The organism is Dyella sp. A6, assembly GCF_036320485.1.
Lineage (GTDB): Bacteria > Pseudomonadota > Gammaproteobacteria > Xanthomonadales > Rhodanobacteraceae > Rhodanobacter_A > Rhodanobacter_A aluminiiresistens.
Genome location: NZ_CP132911.1, coordinates 2918173 through 2934532, shown reverse-complemented (window position 1 = coordinate 2934532; position 16360 = coordinate 2918173). Strand labels below are relative to the sequence as shown.

General features: G+C 67.7%; 11 protein-coding genes. 4 read left to right on the top strand and 7 right to left on the bottom strand.

Annotated elements, in window-relative coordinates:
- The first annotated feature begins 7 nt into the window (after positions 1-7).
- A complete protein-coding gene (locus RA164_RS13220) occupies positions 8-802 on the top strand; it encodes a dienelactone hydrolase family protein (protein WP_329741307.1) in 795 nt (264 codons plus the stop codon).
- 19 nt (positions 803-821) lie between these two features.
- Here RA164_RS13220 and RA164_RS13215 read toward each other — a convergent pair whose 3' ends face one another.
- On the bottom strand, positions 822-1826 hold the full coding sequence (locus RA164_RS13215) for a polyprenyl synthetase family protein (protein ID WP_329741306.1): 1005 nt from the start codon (positions 1824-1826) through the stop codon (positions 822-824).
- 163 nt (positions 1827-1989) lie between these two features.
- Between RA164_RS13215 and RA164_RS13210 the strand changes: the two genes are divergently transcribed.
- The 3 genes from RA164_RS13210 to RA164_RS13200 all read left to right on the top strand — a co-directional run bounded on the left by RA164_RS13210 (position 1990) and on the right by RA164_RS13200 (position 5559).
- Positions 1990-3186, top strand: coding sequence for an MFS transporter (locus RA164_RS13210; RefSeq protein WP_329741305.1), 1197 nt, complete (start codon positions 1990-1992; stop codon positions 3184-3186).
- Between the two features lie 119 nt (positions 3187-3305).
- Positions 3306-3821, top strand: a complete 516-nt coding sequence (ssb, locus tag RA164_RS13205; protein WP_329741304.1) for a single-stranded DNA-binding protein — start codon at positions 3306-3308, stop codon at positions 3819-3821.
- A gap of 139 nt (positions 3822-3960) precedes the next feature.
- The gene (locus RA164_RS13200; protein WP_329741303.1) at positions 3961-5559 is read left to right on the top strand and encodes a tetratricopeptide repeat-containing sulfotransferase family protein; all 1599 of its coding nucleotides are present in this window, start codon (positions 3961-3963) and stop codon (positions 5557-5559) included.
- Positions 5560-5605: 46 nt separating this feature from the next.
- Here RA164_RS13200 and RA164_RS13195 read toward each other — a convergent pair whose 3' ends face one another.
- The 6 genes from RA164_RS13195 to RA164_RS13170 all read right to left on the bottom strand — a co-directional run bounded on the left by RA164_RS13195 (position 5606) and on the right by RA164_RS13170 (position 16355).
- Entirely contained in the window at positions 5606-7039 is a 1434-nt protein-coding gene (locus RA164_RS13195) for a sigma-54-dependent transcriptional regulator (RefSeq protein WP_329741302.1), read from the bottom strand.
- A gap of 83 nt (positions 7040-7122) precedes the next feature.
- Complete coding sequence (locus tag RA164_RS13190) at positions 7123-8193, bottom strand: alpha/beta hydrolase (RefSeq protein WP_329741301.1); 1071 nt, start codon at positions 8191-8193, stop codon at positions 7123-7125.
- Positions 8194-8253: 60 nt separating this feature from the next.
- The gene (locus tag RA164_RS13185) at positions 8254-9924 is read right to left on the bottom strand and encodes a trehalase family glycosidase (RefSeq protein ID WP_329741300.1); all 1671 of its coding nucleotides are present in this window, start codon (positions 9922-9924) and stop codon (positions 8254-8256) included.
- Positions 9921-12185, bottom strand: a complete 2265-nt coding sequence (locus RA164_RS13180; protein ID WP_329741299.1) for a glycoside hydrolase family 65 protein — start codon at positions 12183-12185, stop codon at positions 9921-9923. The genes RA164_RS13185 and RA164_RS13180 overlap by 4 nt, the downstream gene beginning before the upstream one ends.
- Positions 12182-13999, bottom strand: a complete 1818-nt coding sequence (locus tag RA164_RS13175; RefSeq protein WP_329741298.1) for a tetratricopeptide repeat protein — start codon at positions 13997-13999, stop codon at positions 12182-12184. The genes RA164_RS13180 and RA164_RS13175 overlap by 4 nt, the downstream gene beginning before the upstream one ends.
- A gap of 94 nt (positions 14000-14093) precedes the next feature.
- The gene (locus RA164_RS13170) at positions 14094-16355 is read right to left on the bottom strand and encodes a glycosyl hydrolase family 95 catalytic domain-containing protein (RefSeq protein WP_329741297.1); all 2262 of its coding nucleotides are present in this window, start codon (positions 16353-16355) and stop codon (positions 14094-14096) included.
- Positions 16356-16360: the final 5 nt, after the last annotated feature.

The window sequence follows — 16360 nt, the reverse complement described above, 5'->3', positions numbered from 1 at the left end:
GTGGGTCATGCGTATGGCGCGTCTTGGCAGTGTGTTGTTGCTTTCCGTGGTCGCCTTCGCCGCACAGGCGAAGATGGTGCATCGTGCGGTGGACTGGACGCTGGGCGGCACGCGCTTCCACAGCGTGCTGGTGTACGACGACGCGTCCACCGCGAAACGACCCGGCCTGGTGATGGTGCCGAACTGGTACGGCGTGAACGCGGCGGCGATCAGCAAGGCCGAGATGATCGCCGGTCGCCGCTACGTGATCCTGCTGACCGACATGTATGGCGCCGGCGTGCGCCCGCAGCAGGGCAATGCCAGCCAAGCACAGGCGGCGGTGAAGCCGCTCTACGCCAATCGCGCGTTGATGCGGCAGCGGGTCAACGAGGCACTGGTGCAACTGCGGGCGCAGGCGGCGAGCGCGCCGATCGATGTCTCGAAACTGGCGGCGATCGGCTTCTGCTTCGGCGGCGCGGCTGTGCTGGACCTGGCCCGCAGTGGCGCCGATCTGGCCGCCGTCGTGTCGTTCCACGGCGACCTGTCCACCGACAAGCTTGCCCTGGCCCGGCAGATCAGGGCCCGCGTGCTGGCCATGAACGGTGCGGACGACAGCTGGACCATGAAGGACGCGGACGCGTTCCTTGCCGACATGCGGCAGGATCCGGCCGACTGGCAGTTCGTGGTACTGGGTCACGCCGTGCACTGCTTCACCGAGGTCGGCGAGAACGAGCCCGGCTGCAGGTACGACGCGAAGGCGGCCGCGCGCAGCTACCGCCTGATGCATATGTGGTTGGCCAGCGCGTTCGCGGGCACGCCCTAGGCGCGTGCCGGTCGTTGTTTCAGAACGATCGTTGCACCGAATAATCCGCCAGTACCGCCAGCGCGTCGCGCCACGGCGACGGCGGCAGCGTCCCCAGTGCGTTGTGGGCCGCCTGCGCATGCGCTTCGGCGCGTGCACGGGTGCGCTCAAGCGCACCAGAGTCGCGGATCGCTGCGACGATGCGGTCCAGCGCATCCAGGCCACCGTGCTCGATGGCGTGCCGCAGCGCCTGCGCCTGCTCCTCGTTGGCGGCTTCCAGCGCGTAGATCAGCGGCAGCGTGGGCTTGCCTTCGGCGAGGTCGTCGCCGATGTTCTTGCCCAGGGTCTCAGCGTCGCTGGTGTAGTCCAGCAGGTCGTCGGCGATCTGGAATGCATAGCCCAGCTCCATGCCGTAACGGCGCAGCGCGGCAACCTGGTCCGGTGCCAGGCCGCCCAGCAGGCCGCCCAGTTCGGTGGCGGCCGCGAACAGCACCGCGGTCTTGCGTTCGATCACGGCCAGGTAGGCAGTTTCGTCCACGTCGGCATTGCCGATGTTGAGCAGCTGCAGCACCTCGCCTTCGGCGATGGTGTTGGTGGTGTCGGCCAGGATGCGCATGATGCGCATGTCGTCCAGTTCCACCATCAGCTGGAACGAGCGCGAGTACAGGAAATCGCCCACTAGCACGCTGGCGGCATTGCCCCACAGCGCATTGGCGGTCTGGCGGCCGCGGCGCAGGCCGGACTCGTCCACCACGTCGTCGTGCAGCAGGGTGGAGGTGTGGATGAACTCGATCACCGCGGCCAGCTTGATCTGCTGCTCGCCGGTGTAGCCCGCCGCGCCGGCGGCCAGTACGTGCAGCATCGGCCGCAGGCGCTTGCCGCCCCCCGCGATGATGTGCTCGGCGATCTGGTTGATCAGCACCACATCGGAGGACAGCCGATGGCGGATCAGCGCATCGACGGCGCGCATGTCGGGCGCGGCCAGCTCGCGTACGGCGGCGAAGTCGCGCGGTGATCCGGGGACATGTTCGGCGGTTGAGCTCATGGACGGCCTGCATTGGGTTGAGGCGCGATTATAGGGGCTGGCACGCGTGGCGTGCGGCCGATGCCGTCACGTCGTCTGCGCTGTCGTGGCGATGTGCCACATCGGGAACCGGTTCCGGCGGCCTATAATCGCCCATTCCCTTCGCTACCGGATGCCGATCATCGTGAGCAAGCTCAGCAAGCGTGAACTGAATACCTCCCTCGCGTTGTCCAGCGTGGTCGGCCTGCGCATGTTTGGGTTGTTCCTGATCATGCCCGTGTTCACCGCCTATGCGATCCACATGCCCGGCGCCACGCCGTTCCTGGTCGGGCTGGCGATCGGCGTCTACGGTTTCGCGCAGGCGCTGCTGCAGGTGCCGGTGGGGCTGGCGTCCGACCGCATGGGGCGTCATCTGACGATCACCGTGGGGCTGCTGGTGTTCGCCGCGGGTAGTGTGCTGGCGGCCATGGCGCACGGCATCGACGGCATCATCGCCGGCCGCGTGCTGCAGGGCATGGGTGCGGTATCCGGCGCCAGCCAGGCGCTGGCCGCGGATCACTCCAACGCGGAGAACCGCAGCAAGGTGATGGGCATTATTGGTGTCAGCATCGGGCTGGCCTTCATCCTGGCGATCATCCTCAGCGCGCCGCTGGCGACGATCGCCGGCCTGCCCGGGCTGTTCGGCCTGACCGCGCTGCTGGCCGTGTGCGCCATCGCGCTGCTTTGGGCCGTGGTGCCGCGGCCGACCCAGCGGAGGGCCGAAGACGCGGCCCATTGGTCGACCGTGCTGCGCATGCTGGTGAAACCGCAGCTGGTGGTGCTGAACGCCTCGATCTTCATGATGCATGTGATGCTCACCGCCGCGTTCGTGGTGTTGCCGCTGACGCTGGTGCACGACACCGGCATCAGCCTGGACCGCCAGTGGGAGCTCTATCTTCCGGTGATGCTGGCATCCGCCGTGGTGATGGGCGGCGTGCTGCGCCGGGTCACCTCGGTGGCCGGCAGCATGCGGCTGGTGCTGACCTGCGCGATCCTGCTTGGACTGGCGGCCTATGGCCTGAGCCTGGCCGGACACGCCGAGGCGCTGCTGTGGATCGCGGCCATCGTGTTCTTCAGCGCATTCAACCTGCTCGAGGCCAGCCTGCCCAGCCTCGTGTCGCGGCTGGCACCCGGCCACATGCGCGGCGCGGCGCTGGGAGCCTATGCCACCAGCCAGTTCCTGGGTGCCGGTGTGGGTGGCGTGATGGGTGGCGTGGTGCTGCAGCAGTACGGCTCGTCGGCCGTTTATGTCGCCGCCGCCGCGTTGCTGGTGATCTGGGTACCGCTGCTGCTCTGGGGGCGGCACCGGGTGGTCGCGGCTGGCGCCACGGCATCGGCCTGAGGCCGGCGTCTGTCGTATCCGCTTTCCCCCAAGCCCCGTGCCGCTGTGCTGCGCGGCCGGCGGTGGGGGCGTGCTAGCATCTCCGTCCGTATTCAAGGCTTTCCAGCAAGGGCGCTTCCATGGCACGTGGCATCAACAAGGTCATTCTCGTCGGCAACCTGGGTGCCGATCCCGAGGTCCGCTACAGCGCGGGCGGTACCGCCATCGCCAGCCTGCGCATCGCCACCTCCGAATCGTGGATGGACAAGCAGAGCGGCGAGCGCCAGGAGCGCACCGAGTGGCACCGCGTCAAGCTGTTCGGCCGCCTTGCCGAGATCGCTGGCGAATACCTGAAGAAGGGTCGCCAGGTCTATATCGAGGGTTCGCTGCGCACCGACAAGTACACCGGCCAGGACGGTGTCGAGCGCTACAGCACCGACATCATCGGCAACGAAATGCAGATGCTGGGCGGCAACGAAGGTGGTGGCGGTGGCGGCGGTGGATTCCAGCGCGAACGTCCGCAGGGCGGCTCCCGTCAGGGCAACTACGGTGGCGGCGGCAGTGGTGGTGGATTCGGTGGCGGATCGCAGCAGCGCGCGCCCGCGCCGCCGCCGGCCGACAACGGCGGCTTCGAAGACGACGACATTCCCTTTTAAGTTCTACCAACAGATCTGAGGAACGCCTCTGAACCCGGGGCGGTTTTGTCACTTGCCTGATAGTCGACGCACCGGGTCGTTCGCGGGGCGTCGAAGGCGACGTGGGCTTGGCTCGCCCAGGCTTCCAGCGAGACGAGTGATGAATCAAGCATTCCCAGACACCGGCGCGGTCCAGGCGTTGTCAGTCCAGGCCGCGCAGGCTTATGCACAGGGCGACCTGTCGCGTGCGGGCCAACTCGCCCAGCAGGTGCTGCAGCGGGACCCGGAATGCGCGGAGGCGCATTACGTCGTCGGTCGTATCTGTCTGGACAGCAGGCAGATGGTGCCGGCGCTGGAGCGGTTGAATCGTGCCGTGGCGCTGAATGCCCGGTCGGCCGAATATGCCACGTATTTCGCGCTGGCCTTGGCGCGGGCCGAGCGCTATGGCCATGCGCTGCAGGTTGCCAATATTGCCTATGCGTTGCCTCCGGCCAGCCCGGAGACGCTGGATGTGCTGGGTGGCGTGTACATGCAGTGCAATGCGCACGAACGCGCGAATGTGCTGTTCCGGCGTGCCGTGGCGATGGCGCCCGGCCAAGCCGGGTTTCGCTTCAATGCGGCTGTGACCTACACCTTTACCGGCAACTATGTCGAAGCCGAAGCGAACTTCGATGCCTGCCTCGCGTCCTCGCCGACGTTCTGGCCTGCCTACGGGCTGCGTTCCAGGGTGCGGCGGCAGACGCCGGCCGACAACCACATCGATGCACTGGTGGCGCTGCGCGCCGGCCACCCGGATTCCGTCGATGCGCAGATTCACCTGAACAGCGCGCTCGGCAAGGAATACGAGGACCTTGGCGATTACGCCAGGGCCTTCGAGCATTTCAGTCTGGGCAAGGCTGCGGCACGGCGCCGGGTGAATTACCGGCCCGAGCAGGACCGCGCCATGGTGGACGCGATGATCCAGGCGTTCCCGTCGGTGGTGGCCGGCGACAGCGGCTACGGCAGCGACGAGCCCATCTTCATCGTCGGCATGCCGCGTTCGGGCACGACCCTGGTCGAGCGCATTCTTTCCAGCCATCCGGAAGTCTATTCGGCGGGCGAATTGATGGATTTCGGCGTGCAGCTGCGACGCCTGGCGCCGGAAGGTGCTCCGCGCAGGATCGAGCCCGCCCTGATCGCGCAGGCGCATCGCTACGACTGGGAAAAGCTGGGCGTGCTGTATGTCGACGGGACCCGGCCGCAGACGGCGGTCAAGCCGCGTTTCATCGACAAGCTGCCGCATAACTTCATGTACCTGGGCCTGATCGCCAAGGCGTTGCCCAAGGCCAGGATCATCTGCCTGAGGCGCCATCCGCTGGATACCTGCCTGAGCAATTTCCGCGAGACCTTCGTGGAGCATTCGGCCTTCCACGGCTACAGCTTCGACCTGCTCGACATCGGCCGCTTCTATGTGCAGTTCGACCGCATGATGGCGCACTGGAATGCGGTTCTGCCGGGACGCATCATGCAGGTGGACTACGAGGGGCTGATTGCCGACAAGGAGGCGGTCATCCGCCAGTTGCTGGCCTATTGCGAGTTGCCGTGGAACGACGCCTGCCTGGAATTCCAGCGCAATGCCTCGGCGGTAGCCACGGCCAGTACGGCGCAGGTGCGCGAGCCGATGCACCGGCGCGCGATCGGGCGCTGGGAGAAATATCGTCCCTGGCTGGCGCCGCTGGAGCGGTTGCTGGCCGATGCCGGCATCGATACCGGCGCGTGACGGGCGGACGGGGCTAGCCGTGCGCGCAGTGCGCCGGCCGGGCCCTTCAGTCGATGCCCAGCTTCTTCAGCTTGTAGCGCAATGCGCGGAAGGTGATGCCGAGCTTCCGTGCGGCCGCGGTCTTGTTGTAGCGCGACTCCTCGAGTGCCTTGACGATCGCATTGCGCTCGAGGTTGCTGATGTAGTCGTCGAGGCCGCCATCGGGACCCGCAGGCGGGGTTGCGGCTGCCGCCGGCGCACCCGCAGCATGTGCGGCGGGGGGCATGCCGGCTTGGGGCGCCGGGTGGCTGGGCGTCGCCTCGGCAGGGCGTGGCGCACGTTGCGGCAGCATCAGGTCGTCGGCGGTGATGCCGTCGCTCTCGCACATGGCCATGGCACGCTCGAGAATGTTTTCCAGCTCGCGCACGTTGCCGGGAAAATCGTACGACTCCAGCGCCTGTTTCGCGTCCGGCAGCAGGCGACCTTCGTCACCGCCGTTCTTGGCGGCAAGCTGCTTCAGGATGAAGGCGGACAGCAGCGGCACGTCGCCGCGCCGCTCGCGCAGCGGCGGCACGCGCAGTTCGATCACGTTGATGCGGTAGAACAGGTCCTGCCGGAACTGGCCATGTTCGACCAGCGCGGCGAGGTTCTTGTGCGTGGCCGACAGGATGCGCACGTCGACCGGGATTTCCTCGCGCGCGCCGATCGGGCGCACGGCCTTTTCCTGGATCGCGCGCAGCAGCTTCACCTGCATGTGCAGGGGCAGTTCGGCCACCTCGTCCAGAAACAGGGTGCCGCCGTTGGCCGCCTGGAACAGGCCTTCCTTGTCGGCCGCTGCACCGGTGAAGCTGCCCTTCTTGTGACCGAAGAACTCGCTTTCCATCAGTTCGGACGGTATCGCGCCGCAGTTCACCGGTACGAACGGTCCGCTGGCACGTGGTCCCTGCTCATGGATCAGCCGGGCCACCAGTTCCTTGCCCACGCCCGATTCGCCTGCGATGTAGACCGGCGCCTGGTTGCGCGCCAGCTTGCCGATGGTGGCGCGGACCTGCTGCATGACCGGCGAGTCGCCGATCAGCCGGCTGCCGCCGCCCGATGCGCCGCTGTCCGCACCGTTGCCGGAACGGCGCTCCTCGGCCAGCTTGAGCGCCGTGCGCACCAGCCGTCGCAGCATCTGGATGTCGACCGGCTTGGACACGAAGTCGAAGGCGCCGGCCTTCAGTGCATTCACCGCGGCATCGACGTTGCCGTAGGCGGTGATCATGGCCACCGGCATGTCCGGATGATCTTCGGCGATCAGCTCGATCACCTCCTGCCCGTTGCCGTCGGGCAGGCGCATGTCGGTGAAGCACAGGTCGTAGGTGTTTTCGGCGAGCGCCCGCCTGGCGTCGGTGACCGTCCCGACCGCATCGACCTTGAGGTCCATGCGGCCGAGGGTAATGGTAAGCAGCTCGCGAATATCGCGTTCGTCGTCAATGACCAGGACGGTCTGTTGGCTCATGGTCGGGGCGATCTGGGTGAAGTTCCTTCAGGATACTCGTCCCACCATCGCGGGCAAAGCCGCATGCGATGACCGGTGCACGTTCAGTGCGCCAGGTGGCGATCGAAGAAGCGCACGATCGTGCGATAGGCCTGTTGCGACTCGGGCAGTTCGGGGTCGACGAAAAAGGCGTGCCACATGCCTTCCCATACATGCAGCTCGGTCGGTACGCCGGCCTGGTCGAGCAGTTCGTTGCTGTAGATCACCGAGCTCATGGTCATGTCGCGTGTCCCGGTGATCAGCAGCGAGGGCGGAAACTTGCGCAGCAGCGCGGGCGAGAGCCCCGGCTGTACCAGCGGGTTGCGCATGTCGACGCCGTGAAAGTAGGGCAGCGCACCAAGGCCGAACGGATGTGCCGGCACGCCCTGTCCGTTGAGCAGTGGCGCGATGTAGGAGGAGTCTCCGGCAATGTCGACCAGCGCACTGCAGAACATGCCGATCGCACCGGGGACCGGCAGGTGATCGTGGATGAAGTGCGCCACCGCCTCGCCGGTGAGGATGCCGCCGGCCGAGCAGCCGTAGATGCCGATCTCGCCCGGCTTGTAGGTCTTGAGCAGGGCGCGGTAGACCTTTTCCACGTCGACGCTGGCGGCCGGGAACGTGTATTCGGGACCCTGGCGGTAGTTCACGCCGATCACCCTGATCCGGCCCAGGCTGGCGATCGGGATCGACTCCGCTAGGGTGCCGCTGTGCGAACCCCACAGGAACGCGCCGCCGTGCAGGTTGATCAGCACGCGATGGCGGTTGGCCGGTGTCGTGCCGTTCGCCGGCATCGCGATGTCGACATCGACCCCGGCGATGTGGCCGTGGCTGAGCTTGACCGGGAACATGCGCTCCATGCGCCGTACCCGGTCGCGGTTGAGGCGGCCGTAAAACGCCCGGCTCTGGGCGATCGGCGCGGTGATCGGCGGCGCCTTGGCACCTTCGGCCAGCAGCTTGGGAAAGAACGCGCGTGCCTGCGGCGAGGCCAGGCTCGAATACGGGATGCTGACCGCCGGCGCGGTCACAGTGCCGTCGGGCTGCATGCCGGGCCCGACGTCATGCGCGGTCGTTGCGCTGGCCAGCAGCGCGCCGCCCAGCAGCAGGGCGATGGTCGATACGTGTCGAAAGCGCATGGTGCTACCTCGTTTCGCCAGGGTGACGTGCGCCCGGGCGGCTGCGCCGGGCGCACGCAGTCATTTGGCGTGGCTGTTGGTGGGTTTCGTGGCGACGTCTTTCGCGGTGTCATCCAGCAGCTGGTGCAGTTTCAGGTAGACGCCGTTGGTCCAGCCGAAGCCCACCACGTTCTGCGTATAGCCGGCGGTGATCTTCACGTCGGCATTGCCCAGCACCATGTTGTATTTCTCGCGGATGGTGCCGTCGGTCGCGAAGCTGCGGTCGATGGTGGCGGTGAACTTGGTCGCGATGCGGCGTGCATCGGCGTCGAAGCCGTAGTTCGCCAGTCCCTTCGTTGCAAGCCAGTTGGTCGGCGCCCAGCCGAACGGCGCGTCCCACTGCGCGCCGGTGACGCGGGTGCTCATCGCCAGCCCGCCACGCTTCTCGAACAGCGGCAGCTGGCGGACCAGCGCCTGCGCCTGGGCCGGCGAGGCGGCCTTCGCCCACAGCGGGTAGAACATGGTCAGGTAGGGGTCGCCGGACGGCCGGTGATCGACGAAGTCGTAGTCCATGTAGCGGCCGCTGGCGGGCTGCCACAGGTACTTGTCGATCGCCGCCTTGCGCGCGTCGGCGGCCTGCGCCCAGCGCCTGGCATCGGCGCTCTTGCCGAGCTCGACGGCGAAGTCGTGCAGGTCACGCGCGTAGCGGTAGAGCAGGCTGTTCAGTCCCACCGGTGCGTAGTGATGGGTGGAGCCGCCGAACGGCCCGAAGTGGAAATCGGTATCGAAGCCGGACTCGCGCATCGCACGGTCGCCCAGGTAGTAGTCGGCACGGAGCCGGTCACCGCCGTACCAGGCATCCATGCAGACAGTCGAGCGCGTGACGTCGCAGCTGGTGGTTTTCAGACGTGCCGCTTCGGCCGCGTCGGGGTGCTGGGGGGCCTTGATCAGGTAGCCGGGGTCGCGGGAAGGGTGGGCCTGCAGCCAGCGGATCACGCCGATGTAGTAGCTGGCGTCATGCGCTTCCAGCACCGGGCCGTGGCCGTAATCGAAATAGCGGGCCAGTCCGGTCTTGCCGGCCAGGTGGCCGGGTCGGGTCCACACCTCGTAGTTGCGCACCGCCAGCGGATAGGCCTTGGCCAGCCAGGCGCGCCGGTCGGCGGCGTTGCGGAAACTGGCGGGGGCATGCAGCAGCGCACTCATCATCGCGCTGAGGAACGGCGGCTGCGAACGGCTGAGGTAATAGCTGCGGTTGGCGTTGAGCACGCCGCCGTAGTGGGCGACCTCGAACAGCGCGTTGTCGACCATGTCGCGCGCCAGCGCTTCGTGGTGGTCGGCGACGAGGCCAAGCATGATGAAGTAGCTGTCCCAGCCGTACATTTCGTTGAAGAAACCGCCGGGCACCACATACGGGTGCGGCAGGTAGAGCAGCCCCTGCACCGGCAGCGTGGCCGCGTCCAGGCTGCCGAGTTCGCGGATGCTCCGCGGCAAGCGGCGCACCTCGACATGACAGGTCTGCGCGATGCGCGGCAGATCGGCCGGCATCGGCAACCGGTGCGGCAGGTAGACCACGCGCTGGGTGTCGCCGGGCCCCATGCCGAAGGCCGAGCAGTCGGCCATGTGGCGGGTCAGAGTGGACCAGGCGTGATCGATGTAGGCCCGCGTATGGGCCGGATTCGGCGTGGCGGCGCCGGCAGTGGTGGCGAGCAGCGAGGCGAGCGCGCTGGCAATCAGGCGTGAGCGGATTTTCATGGTGAGGTGCTCCGTGCGGAGGACAGAAGGGTCATCGACAGTGTCGCCTTGCCGTCCGGTGCGGGCCGGACGCTGATGTCGTAATGGCGGCCGCGGAAGCTGACGTGTTTCAGGGTCAGCCGGGACCAGCCGGCCGGCAACACCGGCGGATAGGCGGCGACCAGCCCGCGCGCCCTGATGCGCAGGCCGGTGAAACCGAACTCCAGGTTCTGCAGGAAACCGCCGCTGGCGGTGAGGAAGTAGCCGGTGTTGTTGGTCGGCGTTTCGGTGCGCACGTCGAAGGGTGGCTTGATCACGTGGGCCTGCAGATTGCGTTGGAACCAGTCGGCCGCGGCACGGGTGTCGTCGACGGTGGCGGCAGCGATCGACAGCGGCGCCAGCGCCATGCTGTTGAGGTCCTTGCGCGGGGCCAGCTCGGCGGCGGCGATCGCGTAGTCGTGACGACGCACGGAAGGGCGCATCGGCAGGTCGAGCGACGGATAGGACAGCAGCGGCAGCGAACCCGCGGTATCGCTGCCGGGGCCCTGCGGCACGCTCGGGTCGAAGGCAAGGTAGCGGTCGTCGCGTGTCGAAAACGGAAGGTACAAGCCGCTGGCCACCTCGGCCCAGCGCGGATCGGGTTTGACGCCGACCACCGCGGCCGCCGCGCTGGCGATCTGCAGCGCCCTGCGGGCCGAGGCGTTGGTGTACGTATCGTTGGGGATGTCGTTGTGGTTTTCCTGCACCGACGTGACGTGCAGAATCCCGTAGCGATGGTGCACCGGGTCGTAGCTGGCCCGGCTGACCCAGAAATCGGCGAGTGCGCGGATCACCGGCCAGCCATGCCGGGTCAGCCACGCCCGGTCGCCGCTGGCCAGGTAGTACTGCCACTGGGCGAGGGCGATGTCGGCATCGACGTGGATCTCGGTCTCGTCCAGCACATGGGCGGAATACGGCGTCTGCGAACTGCCGTTGTCAGGGTCGGCTTCCCACGGGTACATCGCGCCGCGCAACCCGCGCGCACGGGCCCGTGCCTCGGCGGCCGGCAGCGTGCGTGCGCGGAACATCACCAGCGATTCCGCCCGCCGCGGATGCAGCAGGAGCAGGGCAGGGAACACCCACGAATCGCTGTCCCAGAACACGTGGCCGGCATAGCCCGGCGTCATGCCGCAGGCGCCGGTGGCCCAGCCGGTGGCCGGGGTCACGTTGGACAGCAGGTAATAAAGATCGGCATGCACGATGCGCTGCGCGGCCGGGTCGCCATCGATCACCACGTCCGATCGCCACAGCGCATGCCAGGCGTCCTGTTGTGCACGCAGCAGTGCAGCGAAGCCCTGCGTGCGGGCACGCAGGGCCAGTGCCAGGTCGGCATGCGCATCGCCGCCCCAGCCCTGGCGCGATACCGCGACAAACTTGGTGAGGCGGTAGTGCCGGTTGCTGCGCAGCTTCAGCACCAGCTCGAGCGCGAAGTGGTTGCCGTCACGCTTGAGCCGCGTCGATACCGGCTGCACGCCCTGCGGCAAGGACACCGCGACCGCTTCGGCCATGTTCGCGCCATGGGCGGCGCGTCCGTCGAGCCACAGCGTCAGCTGCCGGCGGTCGCCGCCACGCTTGATCACTTCCGTGGTGCCCGGGTACCACAACGCGGCGCGGTCCGGTGTGGCGGGCGCGACCGGCTGCAGGGTCAGGTGGTGCGCGGCCAGCGCCTTGTTCACCTGCTCGCCATCGAGCTTTGCCAATGCGAAGCGCGGGCGGTGCGGCGCCCATGCGTCGAGTGCGAACGAGAGCCGCACCAGGCCGTCGAAGTGCGGTGTGATGGTGAGCTGGCTGGCCGCCAGGTGCGGCGATGCCTGGCTGACCAGGCTGGTGACGTCGATCCCGGTGGAGCGTCCGCCGTCATCGAAGCGGTAATGCGTCCGCAGCGTGCCGTCGTACATGTCCAGGGTCTGCCGGTAGTGCCGGAAATGCGCGGCGTCCAGCGGGGCGTGATTGAGCCAGTGGCCGTTGCCGGTGCGGTAGTCGATGCCGCTCCAGGCGGGCACCACGGCGGGGCGTGCCATGTCGCCCGGCGTGCGGTCCATGAAGGCGACCAGGTAGGCGGGTGTGTCTTCGGTGCCGCGTGGCGCGGTCAGTACGGACGCATAGCCGTTGCCGAGCTGGCCGGGAAAGTAGTCGGCAAAATTCACGGCGTCCGCATGCAGCAGGAAACTCGGGTCGGTCGCTGCATGCGCGCGTGCCGCAAGCAGCACCAGCAGCCCGATGGCGGATCGTTTCAGTGTCATGGCGGGCCTTCCGGAATGGCGTCGAAGGCGACGGTCAGTCGCGGGTGGTCGCTGTGGAACGGCACGGTGCCATGCCATAGATAGGACGGGAACAGCACCAGCTGGCCAGACTGCGGGCGGACCATGTGTTCGGCGTGCAGCGACGGTTGGGTCGCGATGCCGGGCTCGCCGAAGGCGAGGCAGCCGTCCGGGGTGTCGGCAGTGGCCATGCCTTCGGGCAGATCGACGTAGAACGCCGACGAGATCCAGCCGCGCGGATGCACGTGGCTGGTGTGGTAGCCCGCGCTGCGCAGTTGTACCGACCAGCTGCCGTTGAAGCGGTAGTGGCCGTGGTTGCGACGGCGCAGCGCATCGTCGCCATGGCCGACGTGGTCGAGGTAGTCGCGGATCGGCTCATCGAACGCCTGGAACAGGGCCTGGATCACTGGATCGGCGTGGCGTGCCAGGTCCGCGGTGGTTTCGGTGCCGTGGCGCAGCGACTGGAACAGCAGCGGGTGACCGTGCGGGTCGTGCAGGCGCCGCAGGCTTTCGCGCAGGTCGGCAAGAAAGCCCGGCAGGTCCGGCCATGCCGCGGGCGTGGGCAGGCGATAGGGGCGAACCAGTTGCGCATGGTCGTTGTAGATGGCGTAGCGCGGATCGCCGAGCAGGCGCCACGCGGTGGTCTGCAGGGCGATCAGGTACTGGTCGTCAGGGGTTGCGACAAGTAACCCTTCGCACTCGGCCAGCGCGCGTTCGGGTTCGCCGGTGCCGAGCAGGGCCGCTGCCAGCAGGTGACGCGCGTTGGTCGTGGGCGATCGTGCCAACGCGCGTTCGGCCAGGTGGCGGGCGACGGCCGGATCGACATCGAGAGCGGCCAGCCCCGCCCGCACCAGCAGTGCGGGGCTGGCCTGCGGGCGTTCCGCCGCTGCCGACAGGCAGGCCAGGGCCGCATCCGGTTCGCCGGCACCCTGCAGGATCGCGGCCTTGGCCGCGAGCAGTGCCTCGTCGCCGGTGTGTTGCCGCAGCACATGGTCGAGCCGCGCGGTCGATTGCAGCGTGTCGCCGGTGCGCATCCAGACCAGCCGTGCCAGTTGGTTGTGCGCGTCCACGTTGCGCGGGTCCTGTTGCAGACCGTCGCGCAAGGCGGCCTCGGCCTGGGCAAAATCGCCCAGCGCCACCAGGCTGCGCGCATGGGTGAAATGGACGCTGGCGCTGCGGTGTCCACGTGCCAATGCATGGCTGGCCATGCGTTCGGCGTCCTGGTGCCGGCTGGCGGCGGCCAGCGCAATGGCCAGTGCATGCGATGCACCGGGGTGTTCCGGCGCGGCTTCGGCAAAGCGTCGATAGAACGCGACGGCGTGTTCGTGGCGTCCGAGTGCGGCCAGGGCATTCACATGCTGGGTCACCAGTTCGGCCGGTGCCTGGCCGGTGGCGCAGAACGGTTCGAGCACGCTCAGCGCTTCGGCATGACGCTGCTGGTCGTTGTAATGGCGTGCCAGCAGCAGGGCAGCCTGCGGCATCCGGGTTGCCGCGCGGCGCAGCAGCGGTTCGGCTTCTGCGCCACGGCCGCTGGCCAGCAGCACTTCGCCGAGCGTCATCAGGGTCGGCGCCCAGTTCGGGTCCAGCGTCATCGCCCTGCGCAGCAAGGCTTCCGCGTCGTCGCTGTCGCCCAGGCCCTGCTTCAGACCGCCCAGCAGGCGCAGCGCCTCGGCGTTGTCCGGGTGCGCGGCGACGATGTCCTGCAACTGCGCGTGTGCGCCGTGCAGGTCGCCCGCCTGCAGCATCGCGTCGATCCTGCGCATGGCGTCGCTGGAAGGGGGTGTTGAAGTGCTCATGTGCCGGTGCCTGGCGCGGACGACGGCAGCCATTGTGCAGCGGTGGCGACAACCCGCTGCACGGCATGTGTCGCTGGACCGTCCGCGCGCATCGTCAGAGTTCCTTGCGCACCAGGGTGGTCTTGCCGGCCGCATTGCGCTCGACCGTGATGTCGTAGCGATGGCCGCGGAAGCTCACGTTCCTCAGCGTCAGCGATTTCCACGAAGGCGGCAGCACCGGGGCGTAGGCGTCGTCCAGGCCCTTGTCCTGGATGCGCAGTCCGGTCAGGCCGTAGACCATGCTCTGCACGAAGCCGGCCGACGTGGCCAGGATGTAGCCGGCATTGTTCGCCACGGTTTCGGTGCGCACGTTGAACGGCGGTTTCAGGAAGCCGACCAGGTTGCGGTCGATCCAGTGGCCGGCGGCCTTCGCGTCGCCCAGTTCGGCCGCGCCGACCGACAGCATCACCATCATCATCTCGTTGGGGTCGTCGCCGTGGGTCTTCAGCTCGTGCAGCTGGAAGTCGAAGTCGTTGCGGCGCACCGTCCCGCTCATCGGCAGGTCGAGGTTCGGATACATCAGCCAGACCAGCGAGGAACCCATCCAGGTGATCTTGTCGTGCGGTACCGACGGATCGAAGTCGTAGTGCCGCTGTGCCGCGGTATCGAACGGGATGTACATCTTGTCGGCGATGCGTGACCACTGCGGGTTCGGCGTGGCGCCGACGATGGCGGCGGCCTTCACCGCGATGCGCAGGGCCTTGCGTGCGGCGGCATTGGTGAACGCGTCGTTGGGTACGTCGTCATAGGCCTCGTCGGGCGAGGTGACGTGCAGGATCTCGTAGCGGTCGTGCGCCTTGTCGTAGGTGACGCGGCTGGCCCAGAACTGCGCGATGCCGCGGATCACCGGCCAGCCGTCCTGCTTCAGCCAGGCGGTGTCGCCGGTGGTCAGGTAGTACTGCCACTGGGCGATGGCGATGTCGGCATTGACGTGGATCTCACGGTAGACGCCGTGCGCGAAATAGGGCGTGTTGTCGACGCCGGTCTGCGGGTCGGACTCCCATGGATACATCAGGCCCTTCGCGCCGTATTGTTTCGCGCGCGCCATCGCCGGCTGCATGGTGCGGTGGCGGAACATTACGATCGGCCTGGCGCGCTGCGGGTGCAGCAGCAGCAGCGCGGGAAACACCCATGAGTCGCTGTCCCAGAAGGCATGCCCGGCGTAGTTGGGGGTGAGCGCGCAGGCGCCCATCGGCCAGGCGGTACCGGTGGTGGTGTTGGACAGCAGGTAGTAGAGATCCGAGTGCAGCGCCTTCTGCACGGCCGGTGCGCCGTCGACCACGATGTCGGACTTCCACAGCCGGTGCCAGGCGGCCTGGTGGCGTGCCAGCAGGGTGTCGAAACCGGTGTGGCGTGCCTGTTCGGCCAGCGCAAGATCGGTCTTGGCGTCACCGCCCCAGCCCTGGCGCGAGGCGGCGATGTACTTGGTGAAGGCGTAGGTATGGCCCTGTTCGACATGCACCACCAGGTCGAGCGAGAGCTTGTAGGGCCCCTTTGCCAGCTTCGCGCTTTTCACTTCGATGCCGGCCGGCAGCTGCAGCGCGGCGGCCTCGGCCATGCGCAGGCCCTGCCTGGCGCGGCCGTCCAGCCACAGGGTCAGCGACTTGGCGTCGCCGTCGTCGGACAGCACCTGGGTGTAGCCGGGGTACCAGACCGGCGCGCGGTCTGGCGTGGGTATCGGCTTGTTGTTGAGGTTCTGGCCGCTGGCGATCACCGCGTTGATCATTTGCGCGCCGGTCAGCCTGGCGATGGGAAAGCGCGGCTGGTACTCCGACCACAGGCGGATCGGGAAGGTCAGCTGCACGTCGCCGCTGAACTGCGGGGTGATGCTGAAGCGGATCGCCGCCAGGTGCGGATCGGCCTGGCTGACGAAGCTGACGACCTGTACGTCGGTGGTCTTGTTGGCGTAGTCGAAGCGATAGCGCGTGGTCAGCGTGGCGCCATGCATGTCCAGCGTCTGGCTGTAGTCCCGGAAGATTTTCGGACCCAGCCGGGTCGAGTTGAGCCAGCCGCCGCCCTGGTTGTAGTCGATCTCGTTCCAGCCCGGGATCGCCGCCGGACGCGAGATGTCGCCCTTGCTGTAGTCCATGAAGGCGACCATGTAGCTGCGGTCCGGCTCGGTGCCGCGTGGCGAGGTCATCACCGAAAAGTAGCCGTTGGCGAGGTAGCTCGGGAAATAGGTGTCGAAGTTCTTCGCGGTGGCGGTCAGCAGGAAGCTGGGGTCGGTCGCGCTGCGCGCCATCGGCGCGAGAGCGATGCCCGACAGCAGCAGGCCGAGGAACAGCGGATGGGTGATGCGGGAACGGCGTGGAAGCATGATCG